25 protein-coding genes are annotated in these 21,457 nt (G+C 36.8%); 11 read left to right on the plus strand and 14 right to left on the minus strand.

Translation table 11 applies throughout. The features are described 5' to 3' along the window. Window positions 1–16: 16 nt before the first annotated feature. Both PFY10_06535 and PFY10_06540 read left to right on the plus strand, forming a co-directional pair. Complete coding sequence (locus PFY10_06535; GenBank protein WBV58097.1) at window positions 17–811, plus strand: SDR family oxidoreductase; 795 nt, start codon at window positions 17–19, stop codon at window positions 809–811. A 20-nt stretch (window positions 812–831) separates the two neighbouring features. Then, the gene (locus PFY10_06540) at window positions 832–1,149 is read left to right on the plus strand and encodes a nuclear transport factor 2 family protein (GenBank protein ID WBV58098.1); all 318 of its coding nucleotides are present in this window, start codon (window positions 832–834) and stop codon (window positions 1,147–1,149) included. Between the two features lie 124 nt (window positions 1,150–1,273). On the opposite strand, the gene PFY10_06545 is transcribed toward PFY10_06540, so the two are convergent. Together PFY10_06545 and PFY10_06550 are read right to left on the minus strand one after the other, a co-directional pair. Then, entirely contained in the window at window positions 1,274–1,726 is a 453-nt protein-coding gene (locus PFY10_06545) for an Hsp20/alpha crystallin family protein (GenBank protein ID WBV58099.1), read from the minus strand. Window positions 1,727–1,913: 187 nt separating this feature from the next. Then, entirely contained in the window at window positions 1,914–3,062 is a 1,149-nt protein-coding gene (locus PFY10_06550) for a cation:proton antiporter (protein WBV58100.1), read from the minus strand. A gap of 302 nt (window positions 3,063–3,364) precedes the next feature. Between PFY10_06550 and PFY10_06555 the strand changes: the two genes are divergently transcribed. Further along, on the plus strand, window positions 3,365–4,318 hold the full coding sequence (locus PFY10_06555; GenBank protein ID WBV58101.1) for a glycosyl transferase: 954 nt from the start codon (window positions 3,365–3,367) through the stop codon (window positions 4,316–4,318). A 160-nt stretch (window positions 4,319–4,478) separates the two neighbouring features. On the opposite strand, the gene PFY10_06560 is transcribed toward PFY10_06555, so the two are convergent. Genes PFY10_06560 through PFY10_06570 form a run of 3 tightly spaced genes read right to left on the minus strand, consistent with a single transcriptional unit; the run spans window position 4,479 to window position 6,387 of the window. Continuing rightward, window positions 4,479–5,327, minus strand: a complete 849-nt coding sequence (locus PFY10_06560; GenBank protein ID WBV58102.1) for a cyanophycinase — start codon at window positions 5,325–5,327, stop codon at window positions 4,479–4,481. A gap of 23 nt (window positions 5,328–5,350) precedes the next feature. Next, window positions 5,351–6,178, minus strand: a complete 828-nt coding sequence (locus PFY10_06565) for a Type 1 glutamine amidotransferase-like domain-containing protein (GenBank protein WBV58103.1) — start codon at window positions 6,176–6,178, stop codon at window positions 5,351–5,353. Between the two features lie 20 nt (window positions 6,179–6,198). Next, window positions 6,199–6,387: a hypothetical protein gene (locus PFY10_06570; GenBank protein WBV58104.1), complete on the minus strand. Its 189-nt coding sequence runs from the start codon at window positions 6,385–6,387 to the stop codon at window positions 6,199–6,201. 193 nt (window positions 6,388–6,580) lie between these two features. Here PFY10_06570 and PFY10_06575 point away from each other — a divergent pair, with 193 nt between their 5' ends. From PFY10_06575 to PFY10_06610, 8 genes are all read left to right on the plus strand, one after another. After that, complete coding sequence (locus PFY10_06575; GenBank protein WBV58105.1) at window positions 6,581–6,796, plus strand: hypothetical protein; 216 nt, start codon at window positions 6,581–6,583, stop codon at window positions 6,794–6,796. A gap of 137 nt (window positions 6,797–6,933) precedes the next feature. Beyond that, window positions 6,934–8,685, plus strand: a complete 1,752-nt coding sequence (locus tag PFY10_06580) for a cbb3-type cytochrome c oxidase subunit I (protein WBV58106.1) — start codon at window positions 6,934–6,936, stop codon at window positions 8,683–8,685. Window positions 8,686–8,695: 10 nt separating this feature from the next. Beyond that, window positions 8,696–9,691: a cbb3-type cytochrome c oxidase subunit II gene (locus tag PFY10_06585; protein ID WBV58107.1), complete on the plus strand. Its 996-nt coding sequence runs from the start codon at window positions 8,696–8,698 to the stop codon at window positions 9,689–9,691. 1 nt (window position 9,692) lies between these two features. Continuing rightward, on the plus strand, window positions 9,693–9,965 hold the full coding sequence (locus tag PFY10_06590) for a hypothetical protein (GenBank protein ID WBV58108.1): 273 nt from the start codon (window positions 9,693–9,695) through the stop codon (window positions 9,963–9,965). 5 nt (window positions 9,966–9,970) lie between these two features. Then, a complete protein-coding gene (locus PFY10_06595) occupies window positions 9,971–10,378 on the plus strand; it encodes a cytochrome C (GenBank protein ID WBV58109.1) in 408 nt (135 codons plus the stop codon). A gap of 84 nt (window positions 10,379–10,462) precedes the next feature. Further along, window positions 10,463–11,059, plus strand: a complete 597-nt coding sequence (locus PFY10_06600) for a Crp/Fnr family transcriptional regulator (protein WBV58110.1) — start codon at window positions 10,463–10,465, stop codon at window positions 11,057–11,059. A 198-nt stretch (window positions 11,060–11,257) separates the two neighbouring features. Then, window positions 11,258–12,091 (plus strand): hypothetical protein, encoded by an 834-nt coding sequence (locus tag PFY10_06605; GenBank protein ID WBV58111.1) that lies wholly within the window; start codon window positions 11,258–11,260, stop codon window positions 12,089–12,091. 76 nt (window positions 12,092–12,167) lie between these two features. Further along, window positions 12,168–12,740 carry a ferritin-like domain-containing protein gene (locus tag PFY10_06610; GenBank protein WBV58112.1) on the plus strand — a complete coding sequence of 191 codons (573 nt, stop codon included), beginning with the start codon at window positions 12,168–12,170 and terminating at the stop codon, window positions 12,738–12,740. Between the two features lie 586 nt (window positions 12,741–13,326). On the opposite strand, the gene PFY10_06615 is transcribed toward PFY10_06610, so the two are convergent. The 9 genes from PFY10_06615 to PFY10_06655 all read right to left on the minus strand — a co-directional run bounded on the left by PFY10_06615 (window position 13,327) and on the right by PFY10_06655 (window position 21,088). Next, window positions 13,327–14,001: a MarR family transcriptional regulator gene (locus PFY10_06615; protein WBV58113.1), complete on the minus strand. Its 675-nt coding sequence runs from the start codon at window positions 13,999–14,001 to the stop codon at window positions 13,327–13,329. Between the two features lie 64 nt (window positions 14,002–14,065). Beyond that, window positions 14,066–15,094, minus strand: coding sequence for a ferrochelatase (hemH, locus tag PFY10_06620; GenBank protein WBV58114.1), 1,029 nt, complete (start codon window positions 15,092–15,094; stop codon window positions 14,066–14,068). 10 nt (window positions 15,095–15,104) lie between these two features. After that, the gene (locus tag PFY10_06625) at window positions 15,105–16,388 is read right to left on the minus strand and encodes a deoxyribodipyrimidine photo-lyase (protein WBV58115.1); all 1,284 of its coding nucleotides are present in this window, start codon (window positions 16,386–16,388) and stop codon (window positions 15,105–15,107) included. Between the two features lie 34 nt (window positions 16,389–16,422). Then, on the minus strand, window positions 16,423–17,130 hold the full coding sequence (locus PFY10_06630; GenBank protein WBV58116.1) for a lycopene cyclase domain-containing protein: 708 nt from the start codon (window positions 17,128–17,130) through the stop codon (window positions 16,423–16,425). Further along, entirely contained in the window at window positions 17,127–17,579 is a 453-nt protein-coding gene (locus tag PFY10_06635) for a sterol desaturase family protein (protein WBV58117.1), read from the minus strand. The genes PFY10_06630 and PFY10_06635 overlap by 4 nt, the downstream gene beginning before the upstream one ends. Window position 17,580: 1 nt before the next feature. Further along, entirely contained in the window at window positions 17,581–18,048 is a 468-nt protein-coding gene (locus PFY10_06640) for an SRPBCC family protein (protein WBV58118.1), read from the minus strand. A 12-nt stretch (window positions 18,049–18,060) separates the two neighbouring features. After that, window positions 18,061–18,897 (minus strand): phytoene/squalene synthase family protein, encoded by an 837-nt coding sequence (locus tag PFY10_06645; GenBank protein WBV58119.1) that lies wholly within the window; start codon window positions 18,895–18,897, stop codon window positions 18,061–18,063. Between the two features lies 1 nt (window position 18,898). After that, window positions 18,899–20,395 carry a phytoene desaturase family protein gene (crtI, locus tag PFY10_06650; protein WBV58120.1) on the minus strand — a complete coding sequence of 499 codons (1,497 nt, stop codon included), beginning with the start codon at window positions 20,393–20,395 and terminating at the stop codon, window positions 18,899–18,901. A 36-nt stretch (window positions 20,396–20,431) separates the two neighbouring features. Next, on the minus strand, window positions 20,432–21,088 hold the full coding sequence (locus PFY10_06655) for a MarR family winged helix-turn-helix transcriptional regulator (protein WBV58121.1): 657 nt from the start codon (window positions 21,086–21,088) through the stop codon (window positions 20,432–20,434). Between the last annotated feature and the right edge of the window lie 369 nt (window positions 21,089–21,457).

Below are 21,457 nucleotides of genomic sequence, written 5' to 3' on the forward strand. Positions count from 1 at the left end.
ATCAAAGAATTAGACAATGGAAAATCAATTTAATTACAACAATGAACTTCAAGGTAAAATTGCCTTGGTAACAGGAGGAACAAAAGGGGCCGGACAAGCCATAGCAGAGAGATTGCTACAAGCCGGTGCAAAGGTTATTATTACAGCGAGAAACAAGCCTGAAAAAGAAAATGAAAACCTGCATTTTATTTCGGCCGATTTAAGTACAGCTCAAGGAACACAAAATGTCATCAGCGAAGTGCTGTCTACTTATGGCAGACTCGACATTCTTGTGAACAACCTTGGTTCTTCATCAACACCTGCGGGAGGTTTCATTGCACTAAACGATGAAGATTGGGAATCAACTCTTCGAGCCAATCTGCTTGCTCCGGTCAGACTGGACAGAGGGTTTTTACCGCAAATGATAGAGCGCAAAAGCGGTGTTATTATTCATATTGCTTCAATCCAGGGTAAACTGCCGTTGTATGATTCTACTTTGCCGTATGCAGCTGCAAAGGCAGCATTGATCAATTACAGTAAAAGTTTGTCAAATGAAGTAACCCCCAAAGGTGTCCGCGTGCTGACTGTTTCACCGGGATGGATCAATACAACGGCATCCACAGCGTGGCTGGGTGAGATTGCAAGAAATGCAAATAGTACAGAAGAAGAGGCCATGCAAAGTGTTATGGATGCATTGGGTGGAATACCTTACGGCAGACCCGCAGAACCGGGAGAAGTTGCTGAATTAGTAGGTTTCCTAGTTTCACCAAGAGCCAGCTATTTAACCGGAACTGAATTTGTAATCGATGGTGGCACAGTGCCAACAGTTTAATCATCTTAAAAAAATAAAAAATGAACCTACCAAAAGTTATCACAGATTTAATCGAAGCCCAAAACAATTTTGACAGTATTGCTTATGCCAATTGTTTTAATGAAAATGCAGAAGTATTTGATGAAGGCAAAACTCATAACGGAAAAACCGAAATTGAAAAATGGATTGATAAAGCCAACAAAGATTACAATGCTACTATGAAGCCTTTAGACTATAATGAAAATGAAAATATTTTATCGGCAGAAGTTTTAGGAGACTTTCCTGGCAGCCCTATTGTTTTGAAGTATCATTTTCAATTGTCTGACGGATATATTCAATCATTGAAAGTAACCGGTTAATATAATAACCGATACAATTAATTAAAGCTGGAGATTTCACTTCAGCTTTTTGGTTTATAAATACTGCTATTCATTCTCTTTTAATAAAAAATGGCTACCATGGTAGCCATTTTTCTAAATATTTTTATGATATTTCAATCCTTCTTGGTGGTTTCTGCTTTGCATCTTCCTTCTTAGGAATAGTAAGCATAAGCAATCCGTTTTCATATTTCGCGTTAATGTTATCCTGGTCAACAACATTCTTCGGAAGTTCAAAACTACGCTGGAAGGACTGATAACTGAACTCTCTTCGGGTGAAGTTCTCTTCTTTTGTTTCACTACTGTCCTGTTTCATGGATGAAATGGTCAGCAGGTTACCATCAAGACTGATATCAAAATCATTCTTATCCATTCCGGGCGCAGCAACCTGAACCTCATACGCATCTCCGTTTTCCTTTATATTTACCGATGGTACGGTTGTACTGGTAGATGAGTAATTGTTATTACCCCAGTTAAAAAGTTCACGACTAAAAAAATCATCAAAGATGTTTGAAATGCCTAAATTGCTGTTTCCGTTTCTTTTCATTAGATTATTCATAGTAATCTCTTTTTAAATAAGTTTAACAATTATTTAATAACACATCAGCTGGCCAGCTGTACCTAAAAACCAGCAAAAAAAATACCACCGGATAAATGGTGATATTTTTTCAGAATTTCTGTCAAAATTTCATTTTTGTGACACAAAATGAGTCCTGATTGTAATCCCATATCTCTCATTCCTTATTTTAACTGCGTACAGATTTACGAATCTTAACGAATGCACCGCAACTGATCCAAAAGGTGGATAATAATAGAGACAAACAGGTAATACCTAATCCGGCTTTATACAGATCATATCCTACCATATCGGATTTATAGGCAATAGATAGTGCCAGGATCCCAAATTCCCCGGTCTGAGAAAGCAATGCTCCACCATAAAAACTGTCTTTCCAACTGAAGTTCAGAATCCGAAAGAAAACGGATGACATAATACTATTGCTTATTAAAACGACCAAAGTACCGATACCAATCAGCATATAATTGGATAAAAGATAATTAATATCCAGTCTTAGACCAATGGATACGAAAAAAAGTGAAATAAAGAAGACCTTGAAGGGTAACAAAGAGTTTTCAAGCCAGTGGAATGCCTGTATTTTTCCAACCAGAACTCCTGCTATAAAACTTCCCAATGCGGCACTCAGACCAATGGTTTCCGCAATAAGACCAAAGCCAAGACAGATAAAAAGGCCAAAAAAAACCTGCAGATCATGATCATTTTCAAGAAAAGTACTTGAAATTCTGATCTCCCTTAAATTTCTCACCTTCCTGAATATTAAAAAAATACCGATGCATAAAGCTAAAGGAAGCACAAAGTTAAAGATGTTGAATTCTTCACCACTCCAGAACTTCAGCAGGGTCAGTACCGGAGCAAGAAGAAGGTCCTGCAATAACAGGATATTGAGTATAATTATTCCAAAGGCGGTATTTAATGTTCCATGCCTCTTCATAAAATCGACAACAACTGCTGTACTGTTGAACATGAAAAGGATGGCAATCAGGAGAATACTTTTATAGTCCAGGTGAAGTATCCTTCCTAGAAGATAGGCAAATACAAAGCTCAGCAACACTTTAATACTCTGCGCCATCACAGGCTTAATAATAAGACTTCTTTTATTCGGAATATTGATTTCCATTCCGATGAAGAACATCAGCAACAATATCCCGATCTCGCCAATAACTTCTATTTCATCTGGTTTATCTACAATTCTGAAAACATAGGGTCCCAACAATACCCCGGCAATAATATAAGCGATAAGATAGGGCTGCTTAAGTTTTTTCAGCAAAAACATCAGACCTAAAATTGTCATACACAAAACACATACTGTCCAAAGCATATCTCTATAACTATTAGGGTTTAAATATTTCAATCTTTAGATTCAAACAAGAAAAATCCGTTTAAACGGCAGTGTAAAGGTAGCTGGCCGGCTATGTGGAAAGTCAACAAAAAAAATACCAGTCGATATGCTGTGATATTTTTTCTGAAATACTGTCAAAATTTCATGGTTCCTGGCTGCTAAGATTTATTGAGGGAGACATCCGGTACATATTAATTAACTGATTATCAAAAATATATTCGTACCTTACCCCCATAAATCTAATTGTTTGCATAGAGCGGATAATTTTATAATTCCAGCATATGCAAACCACCGCAGTACAACCGCATCCCTTATCCCACAAATCAGATAGTAACCCATCTTCTCAGATCCGAATTGCTTATTTTATCATGGTACACCACAAGCCGGAAATATTTAAGGCAATGTTCGAAAAAATCTACACCCGAGATCAGTTTTACCTGGTTCATATAGACCGGAAAGCCAAAGAAGAGTTTACCGAGGAAATCCAGCAGTATCTGGTACATTTTCCCAACGTTTATATTCTGGAAAGCATAAATATCGTAGCTGGCGGATTCAGTATGATTCAGGCAGAACTTAATGCCATGGAATACTTACTTAATGTGAACGCAGAATGGGATTATTTTGTCAACCTAAGCGGAGAAGATTATCCGCTTAAATCACAAAATATTATCCGTCAGTTTCTCACAGTAAATAATGGCAGGAACTATCTTTTTTATTATGATCAGAAGTTTTACAGACCTGCTACGCTTCAGAGGATACAGAACCACTTCACTGAACTCACCCATAAAATCTCCTCAATGATTTATAAAAGGGCATTCATGGACGGTGTTACTCCTTATATCGGCGGAAAATGGTTTATGTTCACCCGAGAAACATGTTCCTTTCTAACCAATAACAAGCGGGTAATGGATTTTGAGGATTATTATTTACATACGCTCTTACCTGCAGAATCATTTTTTCAGACTGTGCTCATGAATACGGTTTTTAAAGATATTATTGTAAATGATGATAAAAGAGCATCTATTGAAAAATCTTTTTTTAACAGGGATCAATCCCAAAATCATCTTATCGGATTATTAAAAACTACTAACCAGCTTTTTATCCGAAAGCTAAATCATGAGATCCATCAAAAGATTCTTAAATATATTGATGAAACTTACGAACTTCCATTAACTGATGTGAACGAGGTGGAAAGAGAACTAAAAAGGGATGATCGTAACGATAAATGGTCGTAATACATTGAAAAGCTAGTCGGAATGGTTGTTTCGTAAAAAATGCAGTCCGGGTTATAACCCATTTCACAAAAAATACAGGATTATTACATTATGATACAATGACTAGCTTTTGAGAATTGTGCGTACTTAATGATATGAAGAAGCACAATTGTTTCCCTGTCTATTGTTTTCCGGAATTTTCACCCTGAAATACATTGGTATTAAAATTAAATGTGCAGTTATTTGTTAAAATATGAATTTTGAGATTTTCCACATAAACAGGATTTCCTTTTTTGACGTTATCCGTATTTGTTTGTCCAATATCTTTCGCATCCATTATCCACACTGATCCCGATCCGAAACAGCTTGCATTAGATCCTCTTTCTATAAGCAAAGCCGTGTCTTCCCCCAGACCGATTCCCCAGCAATTTTGATGTAAGATTATGGCGTGTGCAAGCCTCCCGAAACGTGCCCGATGTACAAAATGTGTATCGACAATACAATTTTCTATAAACCCCAACCCGGCACCTAATTCAATATCATGTTCCAGAATAGCTTCCCCGTTGATGGCTTCGAGAATGACTATTTTAGGGATACACATTGCTCCTGCACTGGTTCCTGCAATCATAAAATCCTCCTCTTCAAAGTATTTTTTCTTTAGCATATCTGTGAGAACGGATTGTGTTAAATATTCACAGATACGGTTTTGATCTCCTCCGGTAAAAAATACAGCTTTGGCAGCCTCCAATCTTTTTAAATAATAATCTGTATGGCAATGATCATCGGCTATATGAAGAAAATCAAAATTTGTGAATCCGATTTCTTGAAAGGTTTTCATATACGTTTTCTTTGCATCATCCGGTTCAGAGGTGGCTGCTGTGATCACTTCTATCCGGTCATCTTTAGATTTTACAAGCAATTTAAGAATCTCATAAGGAGAAAAATCATTATTTTTTTCCTTCATTTCAGGATCATTTCCATCCTTATCTTCTTTACCGCCTATAATTAGTAATTTTCCTTTGGGTGTCATTTTAAACCGTATTTAATTAGTAGTTATTGAATATTATTTCTGTTGATAAAATTTAAATTATAATGAAGTAAATCATCCTTTATCCGATTTCCACTAAATAAATTAAGTGTGGCTCCTCCTGTAAGGATATGTCCTTGTAAATTTTTGGCATAAACAGATGCTCCTGCTTTTAATCTTCTATTTTTTATATTTCTGGCATTGACAACCATTACAGTACCTTTACCTAAACATGAAACTTTGTAGCCTTTGTCAATAATTAATGCCATTCCTCTGTTTAAACCAATGCCTAAGCATTCCTTATTAGCTATGATTGCTTTTACAAGACCTTTACATCTTTCACCATGTTGAAACTTTGTATCTATGATACAGTTATGTATAAATCCAAGACCGGTACCAGTTCCTCCTTCACTTAATATAACCCTTGAGATGCACATGGCCCCGGCATCTATTCCCACAATGGTAAAATCCTCCTCATCATGGTACCTCTTAAGTAAAAGCTCCATTATTGCTGATCTCTTCATCATTTTCCATATTTCAGGCTCTCCACCGGCCAAGAAAACAACTTTAGCTTCACTTATCTTTGTATAACAATTGTGAAAATCTTCGGTATGCTGAACATTTATTATCCCAAAGTTGCTATACCCCTCTGCTTGTAGCATTTTAATTAGTCTTTCGTTAGCGCATCCACCAGAATTGGAAGTTGTAAGGATTTCGAGACGACTATCCTTTTCCTCTGGCAAGAAGCTGAAAATTTCAGACGGAAAATCTGGTGATGTAACCTCATTTTTAGCATCATGGAAAATACCCATGTCAGCACCTCTCATGATTATAAGTCTACCTTTTGGATTCATAATAAATAGTGATTAATTCCCTATCTCACGACAGCACTATCTTTTGTAAGTTTCGTAGTGTCTGAGATTTCGTTTAATGTTTGGATCGTATCTGATTTTTTGTCGTTCACAGTCTCTTTTTTATTGGACTGATTAATATACTGTGTTTCAGATTTTGTACATGCCGACAAAACCGACAACAGGAATAAAAACTGTATCAAGTATTTCATAATAATGGGATTTGATAATAGCAAACCTAGCCATTGAAAAAAGAAAAATATATGATCAAAATCACAAAACAATTAAAAAAATTAACCAAAACAATAAACTACACATTGAAAATAAATTTATTATGACATGAATCATAAAGATGTAAATTAAGAACTCTATACCTTTGAATCACACACCACAAAATTTAATATTATGAAATCATTTTTTTTAGTAACCGTTTTAGCGGGTAGCCTCGTCGTCAGTTGTACAAAAGAAAGACAACAACCTCAAGACACACAAACCGACAAAATCAATACCGGCGATAGTATGGTTTCCGGTACTGCTCAAGTCACCCCGGATTCAGGAGACCAGACACTTCCTATGGACAGTACAGCCTACGATGTAGATTCAATTAAAAACAGCAAATAGTTTTTTAAACGAGTATTTTATCTAATCAAAAAGACGTTTCATTTGTACTTGAAAAAAGTAACAGATTCTTTCATAATATCTTTTTGTTAGATAAAGAAATTATTTTTTCAATTAACAACCCGTAATAATATTTCATTATGGCAGAATCTTCATTATTCAATCAGACCGGTATACAAATTACATTATTATTAATGTTAATGATTATTATTGCAGGTTTAGTAGTACTTATCTTCAAATTTTTGGCTATTTACGGACGTATTTTAAGGAGGAAAGAATTGCTCGAAACTCAAAAAAAAATACAAAATATGTCTGCTGAAGAGCTCCATATTTATGAAGAAAGAGAAAAAGCCATCAATTTTCTGCCTGAGGAGAATCTACTTTCGGGTACTTTGCCTCCCAGGGATGAAAAAGGTGTCATACAAAATGTTAATTCTGTAGATGAATTACGTGTCTTTCCTACTAAAAGAAGGACATCTTCTTTTCAACAGTATATTTCACCGGAGCTCAGCAAATTGATTATTTATTTCTTAGGTACAGCGATCTTTTGGCTTGTGGCCGGGACTACTTTCGGATTATATGCAGGGATCAAGTATGTGGCACCTGATGTAGAGCATATCGGCTGGCTTAGTTTTGGGAGGTTACGTCCTGCGCATACCAATGCCGTATTTTGGGGATGGGCCTCCCTGGCCATGATAGGGCTTTCATACTATGTAGTTACAAGAGTAAGCAATATAGAGAATTACAATATAAAACAAGGTTATTTGTCCCTGATATTGGTTAATATAGCAGTACTTGCAGGAACTATCTCGTTATTTGCCGGGGTGAATAATGGTGGTGGTGAATACAGAGAATATATTTGGCCTATTATGATCACATTTGGAGCAGGTGTTGCAATTTCTGCACATAATTTATTCAAGCCTGTTGTAAAAAGAACCGTTACGGAAATTTATATTTCGAATTGGTATATCATTTCAGGATTCATGTTTATTGTCATTGTTATTCTGGTCGGATACATTCCCATATGGCAGGACGGCGTAGGGGAAACAATTACACAAGGATATTATATGCATCAGGCAATTGGAATGTGGTTTATGCTGATCAATCTGGGGCTGATGTATTATTTTCTTCCTCAACAGCTTAATAAACCTATTTATTCTTACAGCTTGGGTGCCCTGGCTTTCTGGACCCACCTTTTATTCTATACTTTAATTGGTACCCACCATTTTATTTTCAGCGCTATTCCATGGCGGCTACAGACTACGGCTATTGTTGCCAGTGTAGGTATGCTAATCCCGGTAGCTGCGGGAACAACTAATTTCTTACTCACATTTAATGGTGCATGGTATCAGTTAAAAAATAGTTATACGCTTCCTTTCTATTTTATGGCGATCATATTTTATTTTACAGGGTCGTTTCAGGGAACTGTTGAAGCGTTCAGATATACCAATCTGCTTTGGCATTTTACAGACTTTACGGTCTCCCATTCCCATCTTACCATGTATGGAATTATCACGTTTATGTTATGGGGTTTTTCTTACACCTTACTTCCAAGGCTCACCGGAAAAGAGCCTCCAAAAGTCCTCGTAGGCATACATTTCTGGCTGGCCTTAATCGGATTGCTCATGTATGTGATCGCATTAATGATAGGCGGAACTCAAACCGGAATGATGTGGATGAAAAAGAAACCCTTTATAGACGGAGTGATCAATATGTTTCCATTCTGGTTATGGAGGGCTATTGGAGGAACAATGATGTGGGTTGCACATCTGATTTTTGCCTACAATTTTTACAGAATGGTAAGGGTAAAAAATGACATTAAAATTCCAAGGACTCCTGCGGAAATACTGGCTGTCAAAAAACAGCTTACAAACAATGAGTTTAACACCTAAAAAATGAATGATGATATTTTTGAATGATCACAGGATACTTTTCGGTTCTGCACTTTGTCTGTTTATTTTTCTGACACTTTATATAGCTATTATTCCGGCTCTTGATAATCAAAAAATCAACAGACCCCTGCCCAGGCAAGCAAAAGTCCTTACCAATGAACAACGGGCAGGAAAAATGGTGTACATAGAAAATGGATGTGTTGCCTGCCACACCCAACAGGTAAGAAGTGTTGAGATGGATAATGTTTTTGGTAAGAGACCAAGCATTCCGGCAGATTTTGCAGTCAACCGCAGAACTGACTTTTGGCGGAACACTGCTAATCTTATGGGAACACAAAGAGCGGGTCCGGATCTTACCAATGTAGGAGAAAGACAGCCAAGTGCGGAATGGCATCTGATTCACTTATACCAACCCAGAGCTGCCATTGAGGCATCCATTATGCCTTCTTATGAATTTCTTTTTATCGAAAGAGATTACCTGCAACCGGGAGATGTGGAAGTAAAGGTTCCTGAAAAATTTCTTAAAAATAAAAGAAAGAAAATTGTTGCAACAGTCAAAGCTCTTCAACTGGTTGCATATTTAAAGTCTTTAAAGCAAACTGACTATACAGATAAGACCATTGTTCCGGCCTTTTTATACAAGCAAAAGAAAAAAGAAGAAGGCGGAGCTCAGAATGGTGAAAATCTGCCAGACGGGGCGGAGCTCTTCACTGCCAATTGTGCTTCCTGCCATCAGGCAAGTGGAGAAGGTGTTCCAGGAGCATTTCCTCCCTTGAAAGGAAGTCCTGTAGTGACAGGGGGTGATCTCGAATTATATGTCACCATTATTATGAAAGGTTACGATCCGAGGCCGGAATTTGCAACAATGCCACCTGTAGGTACTAACGCAAACTTTACCCCGGAAGATGTAACAGCCATTATGAACCACGAAAGAACAAGCTGGGGAAATAATGCAAAGAAGGTAACTCTGGACGAAATTAAAGTAATCATGGAAAAAATAAAGTAATATGAAAGATCTTCCGAAACAGATATTCAGTATTATACTGACTCTTCTATCAGTATATGTGGCAGCATGTGATGCATGTAAACTTCAACAACCTGAAGTGACACGTGAGTGGACCCATGGCACGGGTCCGGAAAGCGACTGGGACTGGTTTATTGTAGGTATAGTGATCCTGATAACAATATTAGCCTTTTATTATTCCGTAAAATACCTGATCAGGCCAGGAGAGAAAAATAAACACCACATCAAGTACAGTGTTTTCTCAGATGAAAATTAAGTGTTATGACAAAAGATAAAAGTAAAGTTTTCCTTTTCATAGATGACGATCTCAACCCAATTGCAGAGTTGGAAACCCCGATCGTTTTTGATCTGGATACGAAGAAACTGCCGGATGGTGAACACACATTGAAAATTGTAAGCCGATCCCCATCCGGAAAAGAGGGAATCAGAAAAATAAATTTTATGGTTTCCAACGGGCCTACAATAAAAATTGAAGGCTTAAAAAATAAAGACGTAGTAGATGGTACTTTATCACTAATGATTAATGCCTATGACAAAGGGAATCAGAAAAGTTTCATCATCAATGGAAGTGAAACGCCCCAAACCATTCCTTTCTGGATTTGGATCATAGTCATTTTGTTTATTGGATGGGCTATTTATTATGAAATAACAAGCTACAACATCCAGTAATAGTAGCTTACAGGTATTTATTTATTGATGGCGCAGGAGTCAATTTTATTATGAAAAGTATAAAAAACAATTAAAACAGACGTTATGGTTATCAATGAAAAGCTTTTATACTCAGCAGGTGCTGAAATAAAACACTATAATTCAGGTGAAATAATTTTCCAGGAAGGAGCAATTCCTATGTATTACTTTCAGGTAATAAAAGGGAGATTGAAGCTCAATAATTACACAAAGGATGGTAAAGAATTTATCCAAAATATAGTTTACGAAGGACAAAGTTTTGGAGATTCCATGCTTTTTATGGACAAGGTGTATCCTATGGAAGCAGTAGCACTGGAACCTTGCACCATTTTCAGACTGTGTAAAAACAATTTTTTCAGTATGCTTAATACATATCCACAGCTATACGATACTTTATGCAAGGCACTGGCTGACCGCCTATATTATCAACATATTATGCTACAGGCAAATTCAGCACAAAGTCCGGCACAGAGGATAATAGATCTGATGGATTATTTAAAGAGCGGCTCGGAATACAAAGATCCTTTTTCATTTAAAGTTCCTCTTACAAGACAGCAATTGGCAAACCTTACAGGTGTTTGTGTTGAAACTGCTATAAGAACTATAAAAAATATGGAAAAAAATAAAATTGTTAAAATTAAAAATAGAAAAATTTTCTTTTAAAGTGACTCAGGTCATAATACCCGTGAATTTAAGTTTATACATTCGCTTTGTTATTCTTTTTTAATAGTTATTAGAATATCATCTTTAATAACATTTTTATTCTATTTCCTTAAAGATTTAATTTAAACTTTTTGCAGATCCAATACTAGTCACGGATCTGTAAAACCATCACCAAATATTAATTTAAAAAATTCAGTTATGAACACTAGAAATTCAAACAACCGTAGCTCAAGGAGCAGCTCATCCAATGAAGACAGATCTACTTTGGAAGAAGTTTACCAATTAGGTTATGACCATGGTTATAATGATGCGTCCGACGACGAAGATTATGATGATGACTTTTCGGACTATGAAGATTATTATGATGATTATGAAGACGACGACGATGACGATGATGATTATGACGATGATGATTATGAAGACGATGAAGATAGTGAGGATGATTATGATGAAGATGAGGACGATGAAGATGACGACAGGGGTCGTGGAGGCTCCAGAGGTGGTAACCGGGGAAGGAATTCCAATAACCAGCAAAGAGACAGCCAGGGAAGATTTACTTCAGGCAGCCGTGGAGGAAGAGGAAATTCAGGGGGAAATTCCCGTGGTGGTTCCGGTTCTGGATCAGGCTCTAGGTCAGGTTCCGGAAGAGGCAGATCCTCATCAGGAAGTGGAACATCAAGAAGAGGTTTTGCATCTATGAGTAAAGCTGAACGGACAAGGATTGCAAGAATGGGAGGTGAAGCTTCTCACGGAGGCGGCAGATCTTCAGGTTCCGGAAGGTCAGGATCCAATAGTAGCGGTTCCGGTTCAAGATCCGGAAATAGCAGCAGTTCAGGAAGAGGAAGAGGCTCAAATTCCGGAGGAAATAGCAGAAACTCTGGTTCAGGAAACGGAACATCAAGAAGAGGATTTGCATCTATGAGTAAAGCTGAACGGACAAGGATTGCAAGAATGGGAGGTGAGGCTTCCCATGGAGGCGGCAGATCTTCAGGTTCAGGAAGATCAGGATCCAGAAGTGGACGTAATTCATAATTCATCCTATATTTTTAAGATTACCTCTTTTGTGGAGAAAGAGGTAATCCTTTTAATTATTCTAATAAATTAAATCATGGCAAAAACAGATACAACAACTACAGACAGTAATATTGTAGAAAAAATATTATCACCTGCCTCTTCTGATGAAAAAGGATCTTCTCTGAAAAAATTTTTCGTCGATGCATTAAAGGATATTTATTATGCAGAAGAAGCCATTATAGAAGCTTTGACAAAAATGCAGGAAGCTGCTACTACAGAAGAACTCAAAGATGCATTCGAGGATCATCAGTTGCAAACTAAAAAGCACGTAAGCCGTCTTGAAAAAGTTTTCAACCTGATTGAAGAAAAGCCACAGAAGAAAAAATGTGAAGCTATAGAAGGAATCATCAAAGAAGGCGAAGAAGTTATAAAATCTACAAAAGAAGGGAGTATGACCCGCGACGCAGCACTCATCATTGCTGCCCAAAAAGTAGAACATTATGAAATAGCCACCTATGGGGGGCTTGTTCAGTTAGCTCTCACTATGGGACATAACAAAGCAGCAGAATTACTGGAAAAAACGCTTGAAGAGGAAGAAGATACCGACTATAACCTGACAGAGATTGCTGAGACATATATCAATCTTGACGCTGAACAGGAAGATTAATGTGAAAAGAAGGGAGGTTTCAAAAATGGACAATATAATGCAGTGAAAATCCAATATGACAACCAGTCAATATGGTTTTCATACTTAAGAAAGACAAAAGCAAGATTATATGGTTTTGAGACCTCCCTTATTTTATCATCGAATGTAAGTGATAACAGTATTTATATGCAAAATTTCCGCACAATTCCATTTTTCCAGACCGTGTATTATTTTCTAACCGGAATATGGCCCTTGATCCATCTGGAAAGTTTCTTATTTGTTTCAGGTCCAAAAACAGATATTTGGCTTGTTAAAACCGTAGGCTTACTTCTTTTACCTTATTCATTACTTCTTGCGTACCTTACGATAAGTGTTAGAAAAAATAAGATAATTGCTTTATCAATATTAATTTGTTGCCTCAGTTTACTAATTATCGACCTATATTATTACATCCAAAAAGTTATTAAATGGGTATATCTTGTTGATTGTTTTTTACAAACTATCTTTTCAGCATATTGGTTATATTATCTGTGTATCAATTCAAACAAAAAACATCTCTGATTTTTTGATTCCCGTAAATAATGTGCTGAAGTAGCAGTGTTTATTATTAATCTTTCAATATATACTCTTCATATACGGTATTGATCAGCTGATCGGAATGGATGTTCCGTGAAAAAATGGGATAATGAAAGCGATCCAGCTTATTGAGAATACGTATAAGTTCCATCTTTTCATTGTAATTAAGGTTTCCTGCCACAATATTCGTGGCCTGGCGGATCTTTTCCATTTGTTTTTCTAAAACCGATAATCCTCTTTCCGTGATACGGATCAATTTACTGCGTTTATCGACCTCGGATTCCGTCTGCTCTATAAGTCCCTGACGCAGTAATCTTGCAATAATAAGCATACCTACCGGTTTATCATGAATATTTTTCTTGATAAGAGCCATCTTCGTCATTTCTCCGAACGCCTTTAAATTAATTAAATAAATAAAATCTTCCTGGGTGGAAAATTCAGAATCCAGAATAGCAGATTTTGAATAGGTTTTTGCATACCGATTCAGATGAACGAGCAGTGTACTGATAGCACTTTCCGGCGTCCTTCCGTTCTCTTTACCCTCCCAATAAGGCTCCTCTAAAGAATTTGACCCCATATTTCCCTGAGCAGAAATCCATGTTTTAAAGCCCTGGATATTGCCCGGATATAAATCAGGATTGGAACGGACTTCCGTTTCAAACTCCTGTAACAGATCTATACAATCTTTAATAAGCGTGTAATTCATTTTAATTAAATAGTTTACAAATATACCAAATTCTTCATACAAGTCTATAGCTTACCATTATGAGCTAGACCAAATAAAATTGATTCAGCTGTTCTTCGCAAAGTGTCCGGATGACTTCGATCCACCGGTCTTCATCATTCAGGCAAGGTATATAATTGAAGTTTTCACCACCTGCTTCCAGAAAGAGTTCTTTTCCCTCAACTGAAATTTCTTCCAGAGTTTCAAGGCAATCTGAAACAAATGCAGGACAAACAATAGCAAGATTTTTAATTCCTTTTGCGGGAATCGTTTTTAATGTATGATCTGTGTAAGGTTCAATCCATTTGTCTTTTCCTAATCGGGACTGAAAAGAGACAATCACTTTATCTTTAGGTAATCCCAGTTTTTTGATCACCTGCTCGGTGGTATTAAAACACTGATGGCGGTAACAAAACGAATGGCTGGGAAGGGTATCTTTATAACAGCAATCATTCATATTGCAGGTTTTCGTTGGATCCGTTTTGTAAATATGTCTTTCCGGAACCCCATGGTAAGAGAACAACAAGGCATCAAAATTTTCAGGAAGTTTCTCCCGGATACTTTCTGCCAGACAATTGATATACAGGTCCCGATGATAAAAAGGCTGAATGTAATTGATCTTTATATGGGGAAATTTTTTCTTTCTTATTTCTTCAGCTTTTTCAATCACAGTTTCGGTGGTACTCATCGCATATTGGGGATAAAGCGGAAGTAAAACAATTTCTGTAACTCCCTTTTCAGCCAGGTTCCTGATGCCTGTTTCAATGCTGGGTTCAGCATACCGCATTCCTATTTCAACGGGAACATCCACGAGCTTTTGCAGCTTTTGCCGTATCTTTTTTGTTATAACAATAAGTGGAGAGCCTTCATCTGTCCAGACGGTTTTATAAGCTTCTGCTGATTTCGCCGGGCGGGTATTTAAAATAATTCCACGAACCAGAAGTGCCCGGAAAATCCACCGGTAATCAATCACTTTTTCATCCATCAGGAATTCATCCAGATATTCTTTTACATCCTCTACCGCCGTTGATCTTGGTGAACCAAGATTGATTAATAAAATTCCTTTTTTTGCCATGTCTTTTTCGTTATTCTGCTAATGCTTCCTTATAAGTTTTTAATGCTCTTTCTCTGGCTTTTGCATGTTCTACAATCGGTTCTTCCTTGTAATCTGGGGGAAGCCATTTTGTGATATATTTAGTGTCTTTATCAAATTTTTTAGTCTGCTCATATGGATTAAATATCCTGAAGTAAGGTGCAGCATCACAACCGCAACCTGCAGCCCATTGCCAGTTCCCGTTATTGGCTGCGAGATCGTAGTCTAATAATTTTTCAGCAAAATAGGCTTCTCCCCATCGCCAATCAATGAGCAGATGTTTGGTAAGAAAACTTGCAGTGATCATTCTTACCCTGTTATGCATAAATCCGGTTTGATTGAGCTCTCTCATTCCGGCATCCACAATAGGATATCCTGTTTTACCTTCACACCAAGCCTTAAACTCTTTTTCATCATTCCTCCACTTAATATCTTCATATTTCTTTTTAAAACAATGATGAACAACATCTGGAAAATGATACAGAATTTGCATGAAAAATTCCCTCCAGATAAGCTCATTAAGCCAGACTTCATTATGCTTAATAGCGTACCGTATACATTTCCTTACCGAAATGGTTCCGAAACGCAGTGCGATCCCAAGGTGTGTGGTATGATCCATAGCTGGAAAATCCCTATATTTTCCGTAAGAATCTATTATATTCTTTTTCAGCTCAGGTTCTTTAAATTCAAGGTCTGTTTTCTTAAATCCGATTTTTTTCAGTGAGATGATCTCCGAAGGCCCGTTATAATCTGCAAAATGATCCAATTGTATGGTAAAAGTGTCTACGTTTTTCAAATTTGCCTTCCATTTCTTAGAATACGGAGTAAAAACAGTATAAGGAGAAAGGTCATCCTTCACAATATCATTGCCTTCAAACAGGACCTGATCTTTAAAATCTTTAAAATCAATATGGCTTTTGAGCAACAGATCAGCTACCCGTTGGTCCCTTTGTATGGCTGAAGGTTCGTAATCCCTGTTGCAAAAAACTGCATCAATAGTAAAATCTTCCGTTAGTTTTTTAAAAACATTGACGGGACTACCATAATAAACCGTAAGTCCGCTGTTGTATTTTTGCAAAGTCTGATGCATCCGTTGCAAAGCCTGATGAATATAATCTACTCGTTTATCATTTTTATCCGGAAGACGGTCCAGGATCTCAGTATCAAAGATAAAAACAGGAACAACCTTTAACCCTGAGGTAAGGGCATGATGAAGTCCAACATTATCTTCCAGCCTAAGGTCTCTTCTGAACCAAAAAATATTCACTTTCTCCATGAGGTATCTTTTACAATTAAAGTATAGTATTTGTTTAATAGCTGGGAATTTTCTGTTCTTTACTTTCAGTCAGTTTTTTAAAGAAATAAATAATAAGCAAAAACTGACTGTAACCATACACAGCATCTTCGACAGGAATGGTCCCCATTCTGATTCCCATAAACTCATCAGGGTTATAATTCACCACCGGAGATTGAATCAAAGAACCGGTAAGTATTCCATTTACAGCAAAGAATCCCGGCATTAAGACCAGATACACAAAGCTTGCTTTCCCTATCCATTCTTTTTTACCTATAAAATGGAGATAACAAAGGGTAAAAATCGTAACAATGATCGTTACCAGGGTATATATTCTGTCATAAAAAAGAAGTCCTGTAACACTGAGGATAATAACGGCAGCAAATACGATCAGGTTATTGAAAGCATTGGCCCAGTCCAGATTAAAAAATTTGTCCAGACAGTAGTAGGTAAAAACACACGCAAAGGGAATGCAGAAAAAAAACAGCCACTCTTCAATAGGAAGTCCGGCTATCTTAAATCCCATAGTGTACCTGAGATCAAACCACCACACCCCTTTTGCAGTGAACCATATATCCCAGCCAATAAAAGGAATGGCCACAATAGCAGAGGAAATCAAAAACTTTCCGAAAAGCTTATGAAACTGTATTCTCTTATCAAAAGAAGCCAAAAAGCAAATGATAACAGTGAAAAAATTGATTAGTATGTAAGTATAAGGCATCATTTTTTATTGAAATACATTTTAAAATATTTTACAGGAACCCACAAAAAACCAAAGCACTCCCCGCTTTCCTTTCCCAGATGTTTATGATGCTGTTTATGGGCACGTCTGATGGCAAGGAAATACGGATTCTTTGTCTTAGTAAAGACCTTTGCCCTTTGATGAATAAAAATATCATGCACAAAGAAATAGGCCATTCCATAAAGGCTTATTCCAAGGCCTACAAAAAAAAGATAACTGAATTCCTGTTTTACTCCAAGGTATAATAGAGCAATGGCCGGGCTTGCGAAAATGAAAAAGAAGAGGTCATTTCTTTCCAGTTTTCCATCATGACTATGGTCATGATGATCGCGATGCAGGCTCCAGAGAAAACCGTGCATAATATACCTGTGGATGAGCCATGTTGCGCCTTCCATTGAAATAAAAACACCTAAGACGATCAGAAAATTCATGTTAATAATCATTATTGTTAAAAAGAGCATTTAAAACGCCGGACCTTAAATCGAATATACTTTCGAGCTTTTTCTTTATAAATAACCGATGGGCTATTCTTCCTATGATCCCCAGGGGAAGTTCATAATCTACAGTATCTTTCATCAATACTCCTTTATCATTTGGAATGAATTCATGAAAATGATTCCAATACTTATACGGACCTTTTTTCTGGAAGCCGGTAAAGCTTTTATAATCTTCTACCTGGCTAATCATCATTTCCCATTTGATCGGGCTTCCTAAAAAAGAAAAGGCCCTATACTCTATTTCCATTCCTTTAAAAACCGGCCGGTCCAGAATACCCGAAACAACCAGAAAATTCATTACTTCAGGAGTTGCTTCAGAAAAATGATCATGCGATGAGAAGAAATTCCAGACCGATTCGATAGTACAATTTAATTGTTGCTCCCTGTATAATCTGTGTAACATTCTTTTTATTAATTAGAAATAAGCAGCTTTGTATCTTATATAGCTTTTGAACGCAACAAAAAGTTTCTGTGAATTAGCGATCCTGACTCTTTGCTGTAAAATACGATGAGAGCTTGTCTTCTTTATTTTTTCAAACAATGACAGATAGTATCTGTATGCGAGATATACTCCGAACATAGAGGAACCCGGTAATTTTTTAATCCCCTGTAATGCTTCTTTAAATTCTCCTTCAATTTCTTTTTCGATCTGCCCTTTCACGGTGTTATCAAAGACAGACATATTTACAGACGGGAAATAGGTTCGTCCAAGGACCTGATAGTCATCTTTCAAATCCCTTAAAAAATTAACTTTCTGAAAAGCAGAGCCCAATTTCATGGCAAACGGTTTCAGCTTTTCAAATTGCTGCTTGTCACCTTCAGTAAAAATCTGCAGACACATCAAACCCACCACTTCAGCAGAGCCATAGATATATTCATCATAGAGTTCCGAGTTATAATCAATTTTATGAAGATCCATTTCCATGCTGTGTAAAAACTGCCTGATCAGCCTTGTATCGATATCATACCTGCGAACTGTTTCCTGAAAGGAATGCAAAATGGGATTCAGCGATATACCCTCTTCCAGTGCCCGATAGGTTTCAGCTCTTAATCTTTTCAAAAGTCTCTCTTTATCATAGCAATGAAAACTATCAACAATTTCATCTGCCAGGCGTACATAACCATAAATAGCATAAATAGCAGGTCTGATGGATGGCTTCAATGCCAATATTCCTAGTGAGAAACTGGAACTGTATTTTTGTGTGGTGCTCTTACTGACTTCGTAAGACAATTCATCAAACAATTTTTTCATATTAATTTATTTTTAGTTTACTAACTTCAGCCGCTACAATTTTTCCGGAAATTACTGACGGAGGAACACCCGGTCCCGGAACAGTTAATTGTCCTGTATAAAAAAGATTCTTAATCTTTTTGTTTCTTATTTTAGGTTTTAAAACAGCCGTCTGGGATAATGTATTGGATAATCCGTACGCGTTACCTTCATAAGCATTATAATCTGAAATAAAATCGCTGACACAATAGCTTCTTTTGTATTCAATTCTGGATAGGAGACCGCTTTCTCCCGTATGTTTTTCAATTCTTGCAAGCATTTTCATCAGATATTGCTCTCTTAGAGACTCTTCGTCATGTATTCCCGGAGCAAGAGGCAACAGCAAGAAAAGATTCTCGCCATCCTGAGGTGCTACATCCGGATCTGTCTTTGAAGGACAGCATACATAAAACAAGGGTTTTGACGGCCACTTCTTATCTTTATAAATACAATCTATATGATCGTCAAGCTCATTTTCAAAAAAAAGGGTGTGATGCTTTAAATGAGGAATTTTCCCTTTAACACCGAGATAGTAGATGAGACATGAAGGAGCAAAGGTTCTGGTTTTCCAATAGGCATCGGTATAGTTTCTGAGGGATTCAGGAATTAATGTTTCGGTATGATGATAGTCTGATGAGGCAATGACGGCATCAAATTCACGGTCTTCCCCATTGATCCTGATGGAAGTAACTTTGCCTTTTTCCGTATTGAACTGCTGTACGTTATGGTTAAAATGGAAAGTTGCGCCTTGTTTTTCTGCCACCTTCTTCATGGCAAGAACAAGCTGATAAAATCCTCCCATAGGATATTTTGTTCCCAGGACATATCCTCCGTAATTCATCAGGCTGTACAATGCGGGAATATGTTGCGGTGAAGCACCGAGGAATATAACCGGAAATTCCATCAGTGATCTGAGCTTCGGATCCGAAAAGTAGCCCGAAACATATTTTCTGAAATTACTTACAAGATCAAGTTTCAGAGCACTACCCGCTATTTTTAAAGAAGCGAATTCAAGCCAGCTGTAACATGGTTTTGTCACAAAGTCTTTCATCCCCGTTTCATATTTGAATTGAGCAGACTGCATAAACTGATCATAACGCCGGCCAGCTCCGGGTTCTATTTTTTCAAATAAATCCCGGATTTCACTGTTTTTCTCGGGAACTGAGACTTTCTCTTTTGAAAAAACCATTTCAAACTGAGGATCTAACGATACCAATTGAAAAAAATCGGATGCTTTATAATCAAAATCACTGAAAAAGTCTTCAATGATATCAGGCATCCAATACCAGCTTGGTCCCATATCAAAAACATACCCGTTTTCCGTTTTAAATTGTCTTGCCCGTCCGCCAGGCTGGTGATGCTTTTCAAATACATGTACTTCATGTCCTGATTTTGCAGCATACGCAGCAGCAGAAAGTCCGGAAAATCCCGAGCCTATCACGGCAATTCTTTTTCTTAAGCTATTGGTATTCGTTATCATTTATTTAATCATTTTAACACAGACTTTTAAACTTCATCAGTTCAGCTTTTTATAGACAGCGTCCAGTAATTCCTGGGCTTCCAGATTCATACGGTAAAGGGAATGATGAAATTCATCCAATTTAGAGAGTATGGCAATGAACAGCATTTGTTCAGAATGGGTAAGGTTTCCTACTACAGCCCTTGAGGCTTTACGGATTTCATCCATATGCTCATTTAATACAGTAAAGCCTTCCTGTGTTAGCTGAACATGTTTTGTTCTTTTATCTTTTTGAGAAATCTCCTGTTTTACCCAGCCATTTCTGATCAAACGATTAATAATAAGAATGCCCGAAGATTTTTCATGCACATTACGTCTTATCAATTCCATTTTGGTCATGGGTCCTACAGACTTCAGGCTTATAAGGTAAATGAAATCATCCTGGCTTGAAAAAACGGAGTGGTAGGTTGCTGATCGCGAGTAAGATTTTGCATATCTCCCCATCCTTGTCAATAAAGTATTGATAATACTGTCGGTGCTCCTTTCTGATTCCATCCCCAGCCATCCAGGTTCTGATTCAGAATCCTCAGGATGCGAAATAATTAACCATTCCGCAAAACCCTGGATGTCGTTACTGTATAGAGCTTTGTCTTCATTTTGCTCCATAAATTGCTGAATAAGCTCTACCACTGTTTTGATAAGATCATAATTCATATTGAATAAATTAGTACACAAATATACTTATAAAAGAATATAAATATACTTTTATTGTATTTTATTTTTGTTAAAAGTCGTATAAGCCAATCGGTAAGAGCATTTAAATTAAAGAATACCATGTGATCATAAAATCCAATAACATACTGATAAACAATTAATTAAACAATTTTAAAACACCAAGGAACAGAATAAAAAGAGAGGAAAAAAAAATGTATATTAATAAACTATAAACAAGCTTATAACCAAAATTTTATATATAAATCTCATAATTAATTAAAATCTCATTAATTTTTTAAGTTAAAAGACAAATATCAAATTCGGAATCTTTAATTGAGTAATTTAGCATTGGACAAATGCACTAAGATT

The organism is Chryseobacterium daecheongense (assembly GCA_027920525.1).
GTDB lineage: Bacteria > Bacteroidota > Bacteroidia > Flavobacteriales > Weeksellaceae > Chryseobacterium > Chryseobacterium proteolyticum.

Excerpts from the sequence above, each read along its gene's own strand:
- PFY10_06535 (WBV58097.1), top strand. The coding sequence starts at position 17 with ATGGAAAATCAATTTAATTACAACAATGAACTTCAAGGTAAAATTGCC.
- PFY10_06540 (WBV58098.1), top strand. The coding sequence starts at position 832 with ATGAACCTACCAAAAGTTATCACAGATTTAATCGAAGCCCAAAACAAT.
- PFY10_06545 (WBV58099.1), bottom strand. The coding sequence starts at position 1,726 with ATGAATAATCTAATGAAAAGAAACGGAAACAGCAATTTAGGCATTTCA.
- PFY10_06550 (WBV58100.1), bottom strand. The coding sequence starts at position 3,062 with ATGCTTTGGACAGTATGTGTTTTGTGTATGACAATTTTAGGTCTGATG.
- PFY10_06555 (WBV58101.1), top strand. The coding sequence starts at position 3,365 with ATGCAAACCACCGCAGTACAACCGCATCCCTTATCCCACAAATCAGAT.
- PFY10_06560 (WBV58102.1), bottom strand. The coding sequence starts at position 5,327 with ATGACACCCAAAGGAAAATTACTAATTATAGGCGGTAAAGAAGATAAG.
- PFY10_06565 (WBV58103.1), bottom strand. The coding sequence starts at position 6,178 with ATGAATCCAAAAGGTAGACTTATAATCATGAGAGGTGCTGACATGGGT.
- PFY10_06570 (WBV58104.1), bottom strand. The coding sequence starts at position 6,387 with ATGAAATACTTGATACAGTTTTTATTCCTGTTGTCGGTTTTGTCGGCA.
- PFY10_06575 (WBV58105.1), top strand. The coding sequence starts at position 6,581 with ATGAAATCATTTTTTTTAGTAACCGTTTTAGCGGGTAGCCTCGTCGTC.
- PFY10_06580 (WBV58106.1), top strand. The coding sequence starts at position 6,934 with ATGGCAGAATCTTCATTATTCAATCAGACCGGTATACAAATTACATTA.
- PFY10_06585 (WBV58107.1), top strand. The coding sequence starts at position 8,696 with ATGATATTTTTGAATGATCACAGGATACTTTTCGGTTCTGCACTTTGT.
- PFY10_06590 (WBV58108.1), top strand. The coding sequence starts at position 9,693 with ATGAAAGATCTTCCGAAACAGATATTCAGTATTATACTGACTCTTCTA.
- PFY10_06595 (WBV58109.1), top strand. The coding sequence starts at position 9,971 with ATGACAAAAGATAAAAGTAAAGTTTTCCTTTTCATAGATGACGATCTC.
- PFY10_06600 (WBV58110.1), top strand. The coding sequence starts at position 10,463 with ATGGTTATCAATGAAAAGCTTTTATACTCAGCAGGTGCTGAAATAAAA.
- PFY10_06605 (WBV58111.1), top strand. The coding sequence starts at position 11,258 with ATGAACACTAGAAATTCAAACAACCGTAGCTCAAGGAGCAGCTCATCC.
- PFY10_06610 (WBV58112.1), top strand. The coding sequence starts at position 12,168 with ATGGCAAAAACAGATACAACAACTACAGACAGTAATATTGTAGAAAAA.
- PFY10_06615 (WBV58113.1), bottom strand. The coding sequence starts at position 14,001 with ATGAATTACACGCTTATTAAAGATTGTATAGATCTGTTACAGGAGTTT.
- hemH (WBV58114.1), bottom strand. The coding sequence starts at position 15,094 with ATGGCAAAAAAAGGAATTTTATTAATCAATCTTGGTTCACCAAGATCA.
- PFY10_06625 (WBV58115.1), bottom strand. The coding sequence starts at position 16,388 with ATGGAGAAAGTGAATATTTTTTGGTTCAGAAGAGACCTTAGGCTGGAA.
- PFY10_06630 (WBV58116.1), bottom strand. The coding sequence starts at position 17,130 with ATGATGCCTTATACTTACATACTAATCAATTTTTTCACTGTTATCATT.
- PFY10_06635 (WBV58117.1), bottom strand. The coding sequence starts at position 17,579 with ATGAATTTTCTGATCGTCTTAGGTGTTTTTATTTCAATGGAAGGCGCA.
- PFY10_06640 (WBV58118.1), bottom strand. The coding sequence starts at position 18,048 with ATGTTACACAGATTATACAGGGAGCAACAATTAAATTGTACTATCGAA.
- PFY10_06645 (WBV58119.1), bottom strand. The coding sequence starts at position 18,897 with ATGAAAAAATTGTTTGATGAATTGTCTTACGAAGTCAGTAAGAGCACC.
- crtI (WBV58120.1), bottom strand. The coding sequence starts at position 20,395 with ATGATAACGAATACCAATAGCTTAAGAAAAAGAATTGCCGTGATAGGC.
- PFY10_06655 (WBV58121.1), bottom strand. The coding sequence starts at position 21,088 with ATGAATTATGATCTTATCAAAACAGTGGTAGAGCTTATTCAGCAATTT.